At 65.3% G+C, this 15,694-nt stretch carries 17 protein-coding genes; 10 read left to right on the top strand and 7 right to left on the bottom strand.

The features are described from left to right. Positions 1-37: 37 nt before the first annotated feature. A complete protein-coding gene (locus ACRWNM_RS32850) occupies positions 38-505 on the bottom strand; it encodes a PH domain-containing protein (protein ID WP_431972045.1) in 468 nt (155 codons plus the stop codon). Positions 506-933: 428 nt separating this feature from the next. On the opposite strand from ACRWNM_RS32850, the gene ACRWNM_RS32845 reads away from it, so the two are divergent. The 3 genes from ACRWNM_RS32845 to ilvC all read left to right on the top strand — a co-directional run bounded on the left by ACRWNM_RS32845 (position 934) and on the right by ilvC (position 4,517). After that, positions 934-2,868: an acetolactate synthase large subunit gene (locus ACRWNM_RS32845; RefSeq protein WP_431972044.1), complete on the top strand. Its 1,935-nt coding sequence runs from the start codon at positions 934-936 to the stop codon at positions 2,866-2,868. Positions 2,869-2,941: 73 nt separating this feature from the next. After that, positions 2,942-3,445 (top strand): acetolactate synthase small subunit, encoded by a 504-nt coding sequence (ilvN, locus tag ACRWNM_RS32840; RefSeq protein WP_067832673.1) that lies wholly within the window; start codon positions 2,942-2,944, stop codon positions 3,443-3,445. Between the two features lie 70 nt (positions 3,446-3,515). Beyond that, positions 3,516-4,517 carry a ketol-acid reductoisomerase gene (gene ilvC / locus ACRWNM_RS32835; protein WP_431972105.1) on the top strand — a complete coding sequence of 334 codons (1,002 nt, stop codon included), beginning with the start codon at positions 3,516-3,518 and terminating at the stop codon, positions 4,515-4,517. 67 nt (positions 4,518-4,584) lie between these two features. Here ilvC and ACRWNM_RS32830 read toward each other — a convergent pair whose 3' ends face one another. Continuing rightward, positions 4,585-4,890 (bottom strand): hypothetical protein, encoded by a 306-nt coding sequence (locus ACRWNM_RS32830; RefSeq protein WP_431972043.1) that lies wholly within the window; start codon positions 4,888-4,890, stop codon positions 4,585-4,587. A gap of 490 nt (positions 4,891-5,380) precedes the next feature. Between ACRWNM_RS32830 and ACRWNM_RS32825 the strand changes: the two genes are divergently transcribed. From ACRWNM_RS32825 to ACRWNM_RS32810, 4 genes are all read left to right on the top strand, one after another. Further along, positions 5,381-6,745: a DUF2252 domain-containing protein gene (locus ACRWNM_RS32825; RefSeq protein WP_431972042.1), complete on the top strand. Its 1,365-nt coding sequence runs from the start codon at positions 5,381-5,383 to the stop codon at positions 6,743-6,745. 80 nt (positions 6,746-6,825) lie between these two features. Further along, entirely contained in the window at positions 6,826-7,707 is an 882-nt protein-coding gene (locus tag ACRWNM_RS32820; protein WP_431972041.1) for an AAA family ATPase, read from the top strand. A 148-nt stretch (positions 7,708-7,855) separates the two neighbouring features. Next, positions 7,856-9,271 carry a vWA domain-containing protein gene (locus tag ACRWNM_RS32815; RefSeq protein ID WP_431972040.1) on the top strand — a complete coding sequence of 472 codons (1,416 nt, stop codon included), beginning with the start codon at positions 7,856-7,858 and terminating at the stop codon, positions 9,269-9,271. 189 nt (positions 9,272-9,460) lie between these two features. Next, positions 9,461-10,492 carry a Shedu immune nuclease family protein gene (locus tag ACRWNM_RS32810; RefSeq protein WP_431972039.1) on the top strand — a complete coding sequence of 344 codons (1,032 nt, stop codon included), beginning with the start codon at positions 9,461-9,463 and terminating at the stop codon, positions 10,490-10,492. A gap of 60 nt (positions 10,493-10,552) precedes the next feature. Here ACRWNM_RS32810 and ACRWNM_RS32805 read toward each other — a convergent pair whose 3' ends face one another. From ACRWNM_RS32805 to ACRWNM_RS32790, 4 genes are all read right to left on the bottom strand, one after another. Continuing rightward, entirely contained in the window at positions 10,553-11,434 is an 882-nt protein-coding gene (locus ACRWNM_RS32805) for an HNH endonuclease (protein ID WP_431972038.1), read from the bottom strand. A gap of 562 nt (positions 11,435-11,996) precedes the next feature. Further along, positions 11,997-12,470 (bottom strand): hypothetical protein, encoded by a 474-nt coding sequence (locus tag ACRWNM_RS32800; RefSeq protein WP_431972037.1) that lies wholly within the window; start codon positions 12,468-12,470, stop codon positions 11,997-11,999. Between the two features lie 29 nt (positions 12,471-12,499). Continuing rightward, a complete protein-coding gene (locus ACRWNM_RS32795) occupies positions 12,500-12,670 on the bottom strand; it encodes a hypothetical protein (protein WP_431972036.1) in 171 nt (56 codons plus the stop codon). After that, the gene (locus tag ACRWNM_RS32790) at positions 12,667-12,972 is read right to left on the bottom strand and encodes a hypothetical protein (protein ID WP_431972035.1); all 306 of its coding nucleotides are present in this window, start codon (positions 12,970-12,972) and stop codon (positions 12,667-12,669) included. Before ACRWNM_RS32790 ends, ACRWNM_RS32795 begins: the two co-directional genes overlap by 4 nt. A gap of 243 nt (positions 12,973-13,215) precedes the next feature. Between ACRWNM_RS32790 and ACRWNM_RS32785 the strand changes: the two genes are divergently transcribed. Genes ACRWNM_RS32785 through ACRWNM_RS32775 form a run of 3 tightly spaced genes read left to right on the top strand, consistent with a single transcriptional unit; the run spans position 13,216 to position 14,883 of the window. Beyond that, the gene (locus ACRWNM_RS32785) at positions 13,216-13,542 is read left to right on the top strand and encodes a hypothetical protein (protein ID WP_431972034.1); all 327 of its coding nucleotides are present in this window, start codon (positions 13,216-13,218) and stop codon (positions 13,540-13,542) included. Continuing rightward, positions 13,523-14,035, top strand: coding sequence for a DUF6879 family protein (locus ACRWNM_RS32780; protein ID WP_431972033.1), 513 nt, complete (start codon positions 13,523-13,525; stop codon positions 14,033-14,035). The genes ACRWNM_RS32785 and ACRWNM_RS32780 overlap by 20 nt, the downstream gene beginning before the upstream one ends. Then, positions 14,032-14,883: a helix-turn-helix domain-containing protein gene (locus ACRWNM_RS32775; protein ID WP_431972032.1), complete on the top strand. Its 852-nt coding sequence runs from the start codon at positions 14,032-14,034 to the stop codon at positions 14,881-14,883. Before ACRWNM_RS32780 ends, ACRWNM_RS32775 begins: the two co-directional genes overlap by 4 nt. A 116-nt stretch (positions 14,884-14,999) precedes the next feature. On the opposite strand, the gene ACRWNM_RS32770 is transcribed toward ACRWNM_RS32775, so the two are convergent. Then, positions 15,000-15,590: a hypothetical protein gene (locus ACRWNM_RS32770; RefSeq protein WP_431972031.1), complete on the bottom strand. Its 591-nt coding sequence runs from the start codon at positions 15,588-15,590 to the stop codon at positions 15,000-15,002. Positions 15,591-15,694 lie beyond the last annotated feature (104 nt).

Below are 15,694 nucleotides of genomic sequence, written 5' to 3'. Positions count from 1 at the left end.
CGCGCGAGCGAGCGGGGCGCGTGTCGTGTCGCGGGCGCTAGTCGTCTTCCGACTTGCTGTCCGTCTCCGGAGCGTCCTGGCCGGTCGGCTTCTCGCTCGCGCGCTCCTCGGCGTCCCGCTCGGCCTCGGCAGCGGCGGCCGCGCCGAACAGATCGGGCAGCCGCCCCTTCGACGCGGTGATCAGCGTGCGCAGCTGGTCGTAACTCACCGCGGGCAGCTTCACCTCCGAATCGTCGGTCAGGTGCGCGCGTACGAACCCGCGCTTGGGAATGCTCACGCCCTTGATCTGCTCCCAGTCGAGGTGCCGCGATCCCACGAGGCTGCGCAGGTCGAGTCCGGAGTCGGACACGACGGTCCGGGTGCGCGCCACCCAGGCGGCCACCACCACGGGAAGCAGCAGCAACCACCACAGGCCCGCGGGCCACCCGACGAAGAACAGGAACACGCACAGCGCGAGCACGACCACGCCGAGGTAGGCGAGCGGCTGGATGCGGATGACCTTCACCTCCGGTCGACCCGTATCCGATCCCGAGTCGGAGGTATGGGACGATTTAGCCGGTGGCACGGACTGATGCGGTGATGACACACCACCATCCTCGCATCCTGGTAATCGGACACAAGCAACCACTGGAGTCCCACATAATGGGATGCACTGGGTCATCTGTTTGACTCATCGCTTCACGCCCGCTTAACGTCGTGCGCGTGAATCGAAACGAGTTGCTCGTACTCGGCCGGCGCGTCCAGCGTTGAGCCTGACTACCTAGGTCGAATACGTCAGCTCGCGTTGCGACGCGCCACCCTCGAACAGCTAGCGCTGGTCGGGGGCTTTTTTGTGTTCGGGCATTTTCCGGCGCGGCGGGTCGCGAAGACCGGTCGTGTCAAGCACAGCAGTGTTGTCCGGGGTCAAGAACGACAAGTTAGGAAACGAAGACGGTGAGCGCACCAACCGCACGGCCCGGGCCCTCGGCCCGCAGGTCAGCGCCTTCGGCTACTCAGCAGGCATCGCCCGCTGGCAACTCGACGACCGCGGCGAACCGCCGCCAGGTCCCGCCCGAGCGGGTCACCGGCGCGCAGTCCGTCGTCCGCTCGCTCGAGGAGCTCGGCGTCGACACCGTATTCGGCATTCCCGGCGGCGCGATTCTCCCGGTGTACGACCCGCTCTTCGACTCCACCAAGGTCCGCCACGTGCTGGTGCGCCACGAGCAGGGCGCGGGTCACGCGGCCACCGGTTACGCGCAAGCGACCGGCAAGGTCGGTGTGTGTATGGCCACATCCGGTCCCGGCGCGACCAACCTGGTGACGCCGATCGCCGACGCCCAGATGGACTCGGTGCCGATCGTCGCGATCACCGGCCAGGTCGGCCGCAGCCTGATCGGCACCGACGCCTTCCAGGAAGCCGACATCTCCGGCATCACCATGCCGATCACCAAGCACAACTTCCTGATCACCGACGGCGTCGACATCCCGCGCATGATCGCCGAGGCGTTCTACCTGGCCGCCTCGGGCAGGCCGGGCGCCGTGCTCGTCGACATCCCGAAGGACGTGCTGCAGGCGCAGACCACCTTCAGCTGGCCGCCGGAGATGCGGCTGCCCGGCTACCGTCCGGTCACCAAGCCGCACGGCAAGCAGGTGCGTGAGGCCGCGCGGATGATCCTCGAGTCCAAGGCCCCCGTGCTGTACGTGGGCGGCGGCGTGATCAAGGCCGACGCCTCGGCCGAACTGCTGGAGCTCGCCGAGCTGACCGGCATCCCGGTGGTCACCACCCTGATGGCGCGCGGCGCGTTCCCGGACAGCCACCAGCTGAACATGGGCATGCCCGGCATGCACGGCACCGTCGGCGCGGTCGCGGCGCTGCAGAGGTCCGACCTGCTGATCACCCTCGGCGCCCGCTTCGACGACCGCGTCACCGGCCAGCTGGACTCCTTCGCGCCCGGCGCCAAGGTGATCCACGCCGACATCGACCCGGCCGAGATCGGCAAGAACCGGCACGCCGACGTCCCGATCGTCGGCGACTGCCGCGAGGTCATCACCGAGCTGATCGAGACGCTGAAGTCCGATCCGGCCGCGGGCGAGGCGCCGCTGCTCGAGCTCACCGAGTGGTGGGCCTACCTGGACGGCATTCGCAAGCAGTACCCGCTCGGCTGGACCCCGCCGAAGGACGGCTCGCTGTCGCCGGAGTTCGTCATCGACGCGCTCGGCCGCCTGGCCGGTCCGGACGCGATCTACTGCGCGGGCGTCGGCCAGCACCAGATGTGGGCCGCTCAGTTCATCAAGTACGAGAAGCCGCGCACCTGGCTGAACTCCGGTGGTCTCGGCACCATGGGCTACGCCGTCCCGGCCGCCATGGGCGCCAAGATGGGCGCGCCGGACAAGGAAGTGTGGGCGGTCGACGGCGACGGCTGCTTCCAGATGACCAATCAGGAGCTGGCCACCTGCGCCGTCGAGGGCGTGCCGATCAAGGTCGCGCTGATCAACAACGGCAACCTGGGCATGGTCCGGCAGTGGCAGACCCTCTTCTACGAAGAGCGCTACTCCAACACCGACCTCGGCACGCACACCCTGCGCATCCCCGACTTCGTCAAGCTGGCCGAGGCGCTGGGCTGCCACGGCATTCGCGTGGAGAAGGAAGAGGACGTCGAGGCCGCGATCCGTGAGGCGCAGTCCATCAACGACCGTCCGGTGGTGATCGATTTCATCGTCGGCAAGGACGCGCAGGTGTGGCCGATGGTCGCCGCGGGCACCAGCAACGACGAGATCATGGCCGCGCGCGGCATCCGGCCGCTGTTCGACGAGGACGAGCAGGCCGCCGAGCCCGCCGTCATCCACGAGGCGATGTCGCACGAGAAGAACAAGGGGACCGAGGCGTGAGTGAGCGCAGCGAACGAATCATGTGCCAGCGTGCGCTACGCATGCCGGCACCGAGCGTCAGCGAGGGGCAGGCATGAGTAGCACCCACACCCTGAGCGTCCTCGTCGAGGACAAGCCGGGCGTGTTGGCGCGGGTGGCGAGCCTGTTCTCGCGCCGCGGGTTCAACATCGAGTCGCTCGCGGTCGGCGGCACCGAGATCCCCGAGATCTCGCGCATGACGATCGTCGTGACGGTCGAGGACCTGCCGCTCGAGCAGGTCACCAAGCAGCTCAACAAGCTGGTGAACGTCATCAAGATCGTCGAGCAGGACGCCGACGCCTCGGTGGCGCGCGAGCTGATCCTGGTGAAGGTGCGCGCCGACGCCAGCGTGCGCACCCAGGTGATCGAGGCGGTGCAGCTGTTCCGCGCCAAGGTGATCGACGTCTCGCCCGACGCGCTGACCGTCGAGGCGACCGGAACCCGGTCGAAGCTGGACGCGCTGCTGCGCATGCTCGAGCCGTACGGTATCCGCGAGATCGTGCAGTCCGGTGTGGTCGCTGTCGGCCGCGGGCCGAAATCAATTACTGCAACGCGCTAGCACCGCGACGCGCTGGACAAACAGACCTATCAAGAATCACTAGAAGGGAACCAACCAAGTGGCAGTCGAGATGTTCTACGACAACGACGCCGACCTGTCGATCATCCAGGGCCGCAAGGTCGCTGTCATCGGCTACGGCAGCCAGGGCCACGCGCACTCGCTGAGCCTGCGCGACTCCGGCGTGGACGTCCGCGTCGGTCTCGCTGAGGGTTCGAAGTCGCGCCCGAAGGCCGAGGAAGCCGGCCTGACCGTCGGTACCCCGGCCGAGGTTTCGGAGTGGGCCGACGTGATCATGGTGCTGGCGCCCGACACCGCGCAGGCGTCCATCTTCACCAACGACATCGAGCCGAACCTGAAGGACGGCGACGCGCTGTTCTTCGGCCACGGCCTGAACATCCACTTCGGCCTGATCAAGCCCCCGGCGGAGGTGACCATCGGCATGGTCGCGCCGAAGGGCCCCGGCCACCTGGTGCGTCGCCAGTTCGTCGACGGCAAGGGTGTTCCCGCCCTGATCGCCATCGACCAGGACCCGAAGGGCGAGGGCCAGGCGCTGGCGCTGTCCTACGCCAAGGGCATCGGCGGCACCCGCGCCGGCGTCATCAAGACCACCTTCAAGGAAGAGACCGAGACCGACCTGTTCGGTGAGCAGGCCGTGCTGTGCGGTGGTACCGAGGAGCTGGTGAAGACCGGTTTCGAGGTCATGGTCGAGGCCGGTTACGCGCCGGAGATGGCCTACTTCGAGGTGCTGCACGAGCTGAAGCTGATCGTCGACCTGATGTACGAGGGCGGCATCGCGCGGATGAACTACTCCGTCTCCGACACCGCCGAGTTCGGTGGCTACCTGTCGGGTCCGCGCGTCATCGACGCCGACACCAAGGAGCGGATGAAGGCGATCCTCAAGGACATCCAGGACGGTACCTTCGTCAAGCGCCTGGTCGCCAACGTCGAGGGCGGCAACAAGGAGCTCGAGGGTCTGCGCAAGAAGAACGCCGAGCACCCCATCGAGGTCACCGGCGCCAAGCTGCGCGGCCTGATGAGCTGGGTCGACCGGCCGATCACCGAGACCGCGTAATCGTTGCGGCACAGAACGGCCCGGCACCTCGAGGTGCCGGGCCGTTCTGTTATCAGGTGCTGTGCGTCTAGCTGCTGCCGAAGAAGACGCCGCGCGGCCAGCCCCAGTGACCGTTGCCGTGCCAGCCGTTGTCGTGCCAGCCGTCGCAACGATCCCACTGGTTCCACCGGTTCCAGTCGTTGTCCCAGAGATCCCAGCCCCAGTCCCCGTGGCAATCCTTGGGGTGGTGGCGGACCTCGGTGAGGGTGGGGGCGCCCGGCTCGGCCGTTGCGGGTACGGCCAAGGCGGCCAAAGGTATTGCGGCGACCGCGCCTGCGACGGCCACGCGGGCCAGCATCCGTCCGGTCGCGGACTTGCTTGTGGTGGACAACATCAATCCTTTCACGCTGCGGCGAACTGCTCGTTCGCCATCCCCTCGCGGAGATACGTCCGCCTGAGCTGGGCGAACGGGTCGGGACATGACGTGCCGTCGTCGTCGCCGGAATGCGACCCCCTGGACATACCGCCGTGCGGGCGACCGCACGCCTACACTCTGCACCACTCGGGCCGAAACGTCACTGGGAGATCGGCATTCGAGAAGACTTTCAGTCCGAAGTACTACCCCGATGGGGGGATCCCCTGAGTGTGACGCCGGGGTTGTACCGGACCGCCCTGGCGTACTCGTTGCGCCGCAGACGTATCCGCCGACCGGCCGCGTCGTCCCGTGCGTTCGGAGCGCTCACCTCGTCTCAGTGCCTGTACCCCGCGAATAGCAACTATCTGGCAATGGACCCGGCGTGTAAGGTTCCCCGCGAATCGGTTCCGACTCGCCACGATGCCTCTCGAGCCTTGCCACGGCCGTCGCAACGCGCCAGACTGGGCAAATGACAACCCTGTCTGTGGTGTCAGCCGATTCGGCCGCCGCCGAGCTCGGACGCGCGGCGCGCAAACGGATCTCGCGTTCCGCGCTCGGCGCCTGGCAATCTGCGGCCGACCGCATCGATCCGGTTACCACGCTGGAGCGCCAGGCTGCCACCCGTGTCCCCGAGCTCGTTCCCATTCGCTACGCGCGGATGGCCGCCGCGCCGTTCCCGTTCCTGCGCGGCGCGCCCGCCATCATGGCCGCCGATCTGGCCGCGTCCCCGAACACCGGGTTGACCGTGCAACTGTGCGGTGACGCGCACCTGTCGAACTTCGGCCTGTTCGCCTCGCCGGAACGCTCGCTGGTGTTCGACCTGAACGATTTCGACGAGACCTTGCCGGGTCCGTTCGAATGGGATGTGAAGCGCTTGGCCGCCAGCATCGCGGTCGCCGCCCGGGCCAACGGCCGCCCCGACGTCGACGCGGAGCAAGCCGTGCTTGCCGCCGCCCGCGGCTACCGCGAAGCGATGCTCCGGTTCGCCGCGCTCGACGGCATGACGGTCTGGTACCAGCAGGTCAACGCCGACGCTGTCGCGGCGGTGGTGCGCAATCCCAAGCGGCGCAAGGGCGTCGAACGGACGCTGGCGTCGGCGCGCGCCCGCACCAGCCTGCAAGCGCTGGAGAAGCTCACCGAGCCCGGCGCCGACGGTCGCGTCCGGATCCGGCACCGTCCGCCGTTGCTCACGCCCCTCGAACCGGCGGAAGAGGAGGCGGTCTCGTCGGTATTCGCCGCTTACCGTCGCAGCCTGCCCGAGGAGCGCCGGGTGTTGCTGGACCGGCACCGGTTGGTCGAGGTCGCCCGCAAGGTGGTAGGCGTCGGCAGCGTCGGCACCAGATGCTTCATCGGCCTGCTCGTCGACCGCGACACCTCCGGTCCGCTGTTCCTCCAGGTCAAAGAGGCCCAGGAGTCGGTGCTGAGCCCGCATCTGACGAAGAGCCAGTTCCGGCACCAAGGCCACCGGGTGGTCCACGGGCAGCGACTCATGCAGGCCGCCAGCGACATCTTCCTCGGCTGGGCCACCGGGCCGGAGGGTCGCCACTACTACTGGCGTCAGCTGCGAGACATGAAGGGCTCCGCGGTGATCGAGGACATGCCCTTCGCGGCGCTGACCGAGTACGCCACGCTGTGCGGATACAGCCTGGCGCGTGCCCACGCCCGCTCCGGCGATCGCGTCGCCATCGCCGCGTATCTCGGGACCGGTGATGCGTTCGATCGCGCGATGGCGGCGTTCGCCCTCGCGTATGCGGACCAGACCCTCGAGGATCACCAGGCGCTGCTCGAGGCGATCGAGACCGGACGCGTCGTCGCCGCCGAACCGGAGGCGTGAGACCGAGCCGAGCCCGTCGCGGGTGCGCGGTTCGGCGGTCGAGCGAGCGGCGTCGAAGAGTCCTTCTACACTGGCTACCGATGAGTAAGTTCTTCGATTCGGTCGACGAGGTGACCCGGCGTCTGACCGCGGCGGGTTACCTGCCGTCCCTGGATATCGCCACGGCCGTGTTCCTCGCCGGACACCTCGGCAAGCCGTTGCTGATCGAGGGTCCCGCAGGCGTCGGCAAGACCGAGCTGGCGAGGGCCGTCGCCGCGGCGACCCAGGCCGAACTGATCCGCCTGCAGTGCTACGAGGGCATCGACGAGGCGCGCGCCCTCTACGAGTGGAACCACGCCAAGCAGCTGCTGCGCATCACCGCCGCCGACAGCGAGGACTGGAACCGCACGCGCGATCACGTCTTCACCGAGGAGTTCCTGCTCGACCGCCCGCTGCTGGCCGCCATCCGCAACCCCGAACCCACCGTCCTGCTCATCGACGAACTCGATAAGGCCGACGTCGAACTCGAAGGGCTGCTGCTCGAGGTGCTCGGCGACTTCCAGGTCAGCATCCCCGAGTTCGGCACCGTCACCGCGGTGCGCAAGCCGTTCGTCATCGTCACCTCCAACGCCAACCGCGACCTCTCCGAAGCGCTGAAGCGGCGCTGCCTCTACCTGCACATCGACTATCCGACGGCAGAACTCGAGCGCGCGATCGTCCGGATGAAGGTGCCCGAGCTGGACGAGGCGCTCGGCGAGCCGATCGTGCGGGTGGTCGGCGCGCTGCGCGAACTGCCGCTGCGCAAATCGCCGTCGATCGCCGAGACCGTCGATTGGGCGAAGACGCTCGTGGCGCTGGGGGCGCGGAACCTGACCAACGGCGTTGTGCGCTCGACACTGGGTGTGCTGTTGAAGTATCAGTCGGACCACCGCATCGCGGTCGAGAAGCTGGCGTTGTCGGACGCGGAGCGCGACGGACGATGAAGGGACCCGGCCTCGAATGCGTTGTCCCGCAGCTGGGCAATTGTCGAATCGCCTTCGTCGGTGGGGGATTTCGTGTCGTCCAGCTGCGAGACCGTCGGTGCGGCAGCGGTAGGTCGCGCCTCGGGTGGTCCGGGGAAAGGGCTCTATGGTGAGCGCGCCGTCCCACCGTGACCTGCGGGTCGGTTCCGACGAGACGCTGACAGACCGTCTCGTCGACTTCGTCGGCCTGCTGCGCGAACACGGCATCCACGCGGGACCCAGCGAAACCGTCGACGCCGCGGCGGCGATCGTCGCGCTCGGCATCGAGAACCGCGACCGCCTGCGTTCGGGTCTGGCCGCCTGTCTGCTCCGCCGCAACGGCCAGCGCGCCGTTTTCGACCAACTCTTCGACCTCTACTTCCTGACCGCCGAGCGGCCAACGCCCGCAACGGTTCCCGAATCCATCGACACGCTGCGCGAGCGTCTGACCGCCGCATTGGCCACCGATGATCAGGCCGCCCTCGCCGAACTCGCCCGCCAAACACTCACCGAGCTAGGCGGTTACGGCGGAGTGGGCGGGGCGGGTCAACCCTCCCGACCGGTCACCACCGCCTCCGGAGCGGGCTGGTCCTCATACCAGACCATGAAAGCCCTTCGCCCGGAAGAACTTCTGGACCGGATCGTCGCAGGCATGAGCGGCGCGGGTGAACTCGACTCCGCCGTCCAGACCATCGAGGCGCAACGTCGGCTGCGTGCCTTCCGCAGCGCCGTACAAACCGAGGCGCGCCTGCGCTCGGCCGACCTTCGCGGCACCGACTACATCGCCCGCCGGGGCGTCGACACCGCCACCGACCGGATCGATTTCCTCGGCGCCCGCGAACAAGACCTCGCCGAAATGCGCCGCCTCGTCAACCCGTTGGCGCGCAAACTCGCCACCCGCCTCGCCGCCCGCCGCCGCAAGGCCGTCCGCGGCCAGATCGACATGCGCCGCACCCTGCGCCGCTCCATGGCCACCGGCGGCGTCCCCGTCAACCCGGTGCTGCGCGCCCGCAAACACGGCCGCCCCGACCTCGTCGTCCTGGCCGACCTCTCCGGCTCCGTCACCGGCTTCGCCGAATTCACCCTCCAACTCGTCCAAGCGCTGCAAGACCAATTCAGCAAAGTCCGCAGCTTCGGCTTCATCGACACCTGCGACGAGATCACCGGCTTCTTCACCCCCGGCGAACCACCCCAGCCCGGCCTCTCCACCCGAATCATCCGCGAGGCGAACGTCTCTCGCTTCGGCAGCAGCAACTACGGCGAAGCCCTCCGCACCTTCGCCGACACCCACCTCGAAGCCCTCGGCCCCCGCACCTCCCTCCTCATCCTCGGCGACGCCCGCACCAACCGCACCGACCCCAACCTCCCGGCCCTGGAGGCGATGACCGACCGAGCCAAACACGCCCACTGGTTGAACCCGGAACCGGCCCGGTCGTGGGCCACGGGGGATTCCGCCGCGTTGACCTACGCGGATCACGTGACGATGCACGAATGCCGCAATGTGCGTCAGCTGACCGAAGTGATCAGCCGCCTACTCCCTGCGTAAGGTCAGCCGAATCGGCGCCGTTAAGCGCCCTCGTGTTGTGTCAAATCGACTGGTATCGAGCGCATTTCAGGTCCACCGTCGAAATATTCGTTGACAGCAACTCGGCATTGCAGGACAATCGTCCAGCAGTGTGGTGCTCGCTTTGGTCTCGGAGGGGGTGTCGAGGCGCGGCGAGGGGATTGTCCAGACATGGCTCGAATTCAGGGATTTCTTCCGAATAGCCAACAAGTACGGCCGCATAAACTGGATAACCGCGTTGAGTGCGAGTGGCAGGTGATCGAGGATGCCGACGATTCGCCGCTGCTTCATCTGACGACATTCGGGTCTGAGCACCGCGCGTCGCATCGTAAGAGCAGTCAATCGCTCCAGCTCGACCGAGAGAGCGGCGCCGAGCTCTTCGAGATACTTTGTAAGGCGTTCGGTTTCGTGGCGCCAGCAGGTGTTGGCAGGGACGAGGCGCGGCTCATCGCGGCGTACCGAGCGAACCCAGCTCTCTTCCGGAAGCTGATCGAGGACGACGAGGCAGCACACGATGTCGTGGCCATGGCTCATCGCAGGCAGCAGGTCGATCGATTCCATCGCTTGCTTACCGACGACGCCTTCTTCGACGCGGAGGCCGCGGCCACAGCATCGGGCAAAGCAGAGGCTGTCTGGCAGAACTTCTTCGATGAGAATCCCTGGATCTTTGGGCTTTCTGTCGGCGCACAACTTCTGACCTCGTGGGACGACAGGAGCCTCGAACAGGTCGTGGCGGGCTTCACTGTTGGCGGCGTCGGCAAGCGGGTGGATGCCCTCATGCGGACATCCGGTCGGATTCGATCGATGGTTTTCGGCGAGTTCAAGACGCACAAGACGGGTCTACTGGGTTCAAAATATCGTTCTGGCTGTTGGGCGCCCTCCACGGCCTTGTCGGGCGCAGTGGCGCAGTCGCAAGGTACGGTTCACCGCGCCGTCTTGGAACTCCAAGAGCGGCTGCAGGACAAGGCTCCCGACGGAAGCGATCTTCCGGGGCGCTTCACCTATCTCCTGCGCCCGCGTTCGTATGTGGTCATAGGTCAGCTGTCTCAATTCGTCGGCCCGGACGGCGGGGAGCATCAGGACAAGTTCCGATCGTTCGAACTCTTCCGTCGGCAGCTCGTAGAGCCGGAAGTAGTGACATTCGATGAGCTGTATGCCAGGGCTGAGTGGTTGGTCTCGTCTCTACCAGTCAGCGATGAGTGAGCCGCGAACAAACTGACGATTTTGCGATGTCCGGTCCGCACCGCCGGATCGGGTTTGGTATCAGCTGGCGGCCTCGAAAGACGCGAACCGTTCTTTCAATCGATCCCGTGAGGGCTGGTCGCGCCGTCGAGGTGGCGGCACTAGTCGCTTGCCGTTCATTTCGCGAAACCCGTGTCGCAGCATCGGTCCATCACTGAGATCGTTCATCAGCCTCGGTCCGATGACGATGTCCAAGTCGGGGGAGATGCCGAGCAGGTTTGCGTCGAACGCGGCGTGGTGGATCTTGCAGAGGCAGAGGCCATTCGTTACTTCAGGCGTCCCGTGCTCGTAGTTGTCTGCAATGATGTGGGCTGCATCCAACAGTTGGCGGTATCCGAGACCGCAGATCCCGCAGCGATTGTCGTATGCAACCAGAACCCTTCCCCTGAACTCGGGCTGGTGCAGTCGTTGTTTGGCCAGGCGGCGCGTGTAGCGCCGCTCCAGGGGACTCAGGTTGTCCGGGTCCGGAACTTCCGCAAGATCCTTATCCAGCGCGAGTAAGAACCGCTTCCGCGCCTTGTCGTCGTTGATGACGTAAACAGGAAACACGGGAACATAGATTCCTGCACGAATCCATCGAAGGAGGATGATCGGCAGTTGCAGTTCGTGTGCTCTCCGTAGCTTCGCGTTGTCGCCGTCCGTGCTTCCGGCTCGGTACGAGTACACGAACATGGAGTCGCCGATCTCCTCATCCGCATAGGGGCTGTTCGGATTCGAGACGATCGACAATGTTGCCATCAGATCGCGGGGATTCCAGATGCCGCGGTTCTGGTCGATGAGACGACGTGGTCCACCCTCGAGCGGAAACGCGGACAGCTCGTCGCGGTGCAACGAACCCTTCTCCTGCACCTGCTGGGCGAGATGATCGAAGATCATCTCGCGCAACTCGAGCTCCAGCTTCACCCCACGATCCACGTGTGGAGTGTGCCATGTTCACCCTCGCCAGTCACGGATTCGTGAGCGAACCTGCGTCATTCACCCGGGGTGCACCATGCACCGATCGGCTAGTGAGGGCTACTAAGTCGACCCTCGAACCGGCGACGTAGGTTGGCTACCCTTGGGACAAGCGATGTCCTTGATGCGCGCATAACTGCGTAGGCCCCGGCGAAAACCGGGGTCCACTTCGATCGCAGCCGATGGCCGTTTGAAGTGTCAGATTCCGAGGCGCTCGAGCATCCAGTCCTCGGCTGCTTTGAGATCGTTGCGGGGAATGGCTCGGTTGGCGTAATGCGGCTTGCTAACCCAACGACGCGAGCCAGGGCCAGTCATGGGTCGTACGACCCACCGACCGAACTCGCGGCGAACGCCCTGGTACCCGCCACCGGTGTCATGCGGATGCAGCTTCCGCCGACGTGGCAGTGTCAGCGCCAGCGCGCGGACAACCCCGGTCACCCGGGCGCTTATGCTGACCGGGCCGATGTAGTCGGCGTAACGTCGTCCATTCGGTAGACCCATGTCATCCCCTCTATCCGCACTCGGCGGCTGTGACGGCCCGCGCTTCGGACGCGGTTTCGATGGGACCGTATTGCCTGCCCTGGATAGTACCCATCACCGACGAGAAGATCCGCCAGTATCCAGCCGAGCATGGGGCGCTGGCTGTGTATGTCTGGCGGGCCCAAGGGACGAGACTGGTGCGGATATGCTCGCCCACAGAATCCCAACCGCCAGATGCGTTACGGCGCTGCATGGTGAGGTAGTACACGTGGGTGAGACCTGGGTCGCCATCGGTCGGCATATCGCATTCAGCCCACCCGTAGCCTTCAATCTTGGGCGGTAAAACCGTTGGTGTGGTCCATGGGCTGAAGCCGTTGTCGCATATAGGTTTCTTCGCTTGGATCGGTGCGGCGGTGGCCGGTCCCGCGTTGAAGACCAACGCAGAGGCCAGCATCGCAGCTATCGCAACAAGCCGAGAAGTGTTGTACAGCAACGTTGTCTCCATTCTGAATAGCCTGACCGGTCCGCAACCGATCAGGTCTTCCGTGACGCGTCGGGCTTCGTCCCGCCCGTGTCCTTGCGTTCGATCCGCTCGCGGATCTCTCTCGCGATGCGGCCCTTCGGAATCCGGTCCGGCCACACGATCACTCCGACCGTCACCGCCAGCGGTAGCCCGATCACGACAACCCAACCGAACACAATCACGGCTGACGTTCTGCCGCGTTCAGCCACTCCGCGAGCCTGTCCAGGGACCCAGAGCAGACGACGCGGTGATCGTTGGACATCTCCCACCCATACGGCGGCCGGTTCACACGCCGGATCGTGAGCGAGCGGACCGCAGCACGCGCTGAGAGCGCTTCCAGCATCGGCCGGATTACCTCGCTCATGCCGACCGCTTCGGCGGTTCCCACTGCGTCGATGCTTCGGCTACGCGCCGGATCCTCAGGCCGGGCAACCGGCATCGGATACGGGCGATTGGCCTTGGGGGTGCGCTTCACCAACGACACGGTTTCCCTCCTGTTCCCATTGACAGCACCCGGCACCGGGGAAGCCGCCTACCGATGACCTAGTGACTGGAACTCACCCGGTGCCACGTGCGGAATTGAAGCTACGAAAGGGCGGCGTCTCGGGTCCATGCCTATGCACAGGAATGCACGGATCGATGGATACCAGCCCGCAATCGGCATTCTTCGGTCAGACTCGGATCTGTCGATGCCATGCATGTGCATAACTGACAGGAGGACTCTGACATGGGACTTACGTTCCTTGGCAAAGGCGGAAGCGAAGCCAATGGATGCCCGTCTCTGTACGCCACCGACCACGGTTACTTGATCCAGGGATGGGAGACCGACGAGCCCGGGACAGTCGAAATCCCACATATGCTAACGGGATTCGTCGAGCCAGACACGTTCATCGGTGCGACCATGACGGACACCGGTCGAGGCACGTTCACCCTGTCGGGCCGACCGGTGACCGAGCCTGAGACGCTGGCACAGCTCGAACTGGCAGACGATGAGACGGCAATCGAGGTCAAGAAGAGAGTGAGGACGTTCTACGGTGCTACTGGTCGACGGTGACCCCTGGCCGGAATGGTTCCGTGGGCTCCGACGCAGCGCGTTCCATCTCGAGGTCCGGGACTCGTACGCCGAGCCTGCCGAGAACAACCGTCTGCGAGCGTTCCTCGACGGAGACCCACCACCGGATGAGCCGCCTGTCCCGTGGCATGGCCTCATGCGGGAGACCGCGGACCGAGGCGTATCCGTGAGCCGGGTCCGCGTTGTCACCGTGCCACTCAGCGGCTACCACCGTTGGCTACTGTCGATCACGGGCCGGAACATCGAATCCGGGGAAGACATCCGGTATCTGCCCCGCCATCTCGCCGGGGAAGTCCCACCAGATGACTGGTGGTTGTTCGATGACGAACATGTCGCTTTCAATCTGTCCGATGCCAACGGCAGACCGGCTGGCGCTGCGGTTACCACCGATCCACGGATCGCGGAGTACTGCCGGGGCGTGCAAGCGCGGCTGTGGGACCTGGCGACGCCGTACGCGGAGTACGTCACCACGTGACGAGTTCGATCCAGCAACAGCGCGAAGCTTTCGGGGGCCGACTCCGGGAGCTTCGCCTTGCCGCGGGCTTATCCGGCGCCGAACTGGCCCGGCGAAACGGATGGCATCAAACCAAGGTGCCGAAGATCGAGTACGGGCGGATCAATCCATCCGACAACGATATTCGCGCCTACTGCCACCACACCGGCAACAACGACCAGTTGTCGGACCTACTCGCTACCCGCCATAACATCGAAACCGCCTATCTCGAATGGCGGAAGGTGCTCGGTGTAGGCACCAAGCAGCGTCAACATGCCCTGGTCAGTCTGACCGAGATGGCTCAGATCATCCGGGTATACAACCCGCACTTCATTCCCGGATTTCTCCAGACTGCCGAGTACGCGGCGGTGGTGCTCCAGAACGTGAGCACGTTCTACCAGACACCCAACGATGTAGAGGTTGGTGTCGCGAAACGTCTGGAGCGTCAACAACTCATGTACCGAGGGAACCGCCGGTTCCACTTCCTAGTAGGAGAGCAAGCGCTGTACACAACGGTCGGTGCCGATGGTGTAATGGCCGGGCAGCTGGACCGGTTGCTTGCTGTGACCGGGCTACCCCGAGTCACGCTCGGGATCGTGCCCGCGACTGCGGGGATACCGTTCGCGCCAACGAACTTTTCGATGTTCGATCAGAAGATCGTCCTTGTCGAAGCGATCACCGCCGAACTGACCGTCACCCAACCTCGGGAGATCGCCCTCTACGGACGGGCGTTCGACACTCTTGCACGGCAGTCGGTTACGGGCGAGGCGGCGCGAAAGCTGATCGGGGCAGCACTCGATACCCGACGTGGCCGCTTCGAACTGAGCTAGCCACCGCTCCTGGTTGCGGCAGTCCCCACCTCATTGAGGACCGGTTAGCGGGCTCGCCAGTCACTATCGTGACAACGAATCTGAGCTAGATGGATAAGGATGCAGACAGCGAACTCTTACGCGGTGATTTCGTGCTCTCCGCCGTCGCCCTCTGCGTCGTCGAGCCAGCTCGCACTGCCGCGGTCACTGATGTACTCACCGCCTGGCGGATTCGCGTAGACCTCCCTGAGCGCTGCACGGACGGCGTGCGAAGCGTTTGCGAGATTGCGGTCCCGAGCGCGCGTCCAGTCGGTCCATGTCCATCCTGCCCCCGGATCGACGTGGTACTCGGTAACCGTTCTCGGGGATCCGTCTACGAAAACCTGTATCTCGGTCGGCCCGTCGGGATCCCGGGCGACTACGACTTCGATTGCTGACGTTGCATCGTTAGGAACGATGCTGGCGTGATTGATCTCGAGCGGATCCACTGACGCGTGAAGCGATACGTGGGCTGAATCGACTGTTCGGGTTGCCTGGGTGAGCGCGCGGGCACCCAAGCGAACGACTTCACCCAAGGTCCCGAGATCCAGCGAGAGCTCGAACTCGCTCCCGTGTGACGGTCCGAAGATCAGCGTTACGCTGTCTCCGTCGTCGTCATCAGATGCGGCTCGTACTGGGCAACCCCGTTGCGTGGCAACCCAACTGCCGATGGCCAGACGTTCGAACATGTCATTCCCCTCTGACTCGTTAGATCGTGGCTGCTCGAAAGTCGGCCGCTTGCCTCCCGCATGGCCCTCCCGCCGACCGTGTGATCATAGATGAGATATATCTG

Origin of the sequence: Nocardia sp. bgisy134, from assembly GCF_965341865.1 — a bacterium.
Lineage (GTDB): Bacteria > Actinomycetota > Actinomycetes > Mycobacteriales > Mycobacteriaceae > Nocardia.
Note: the sequence above shows the minus strand (reverse complement) of the source record. Positions and strands in the feature narration are given on the sequence as shown.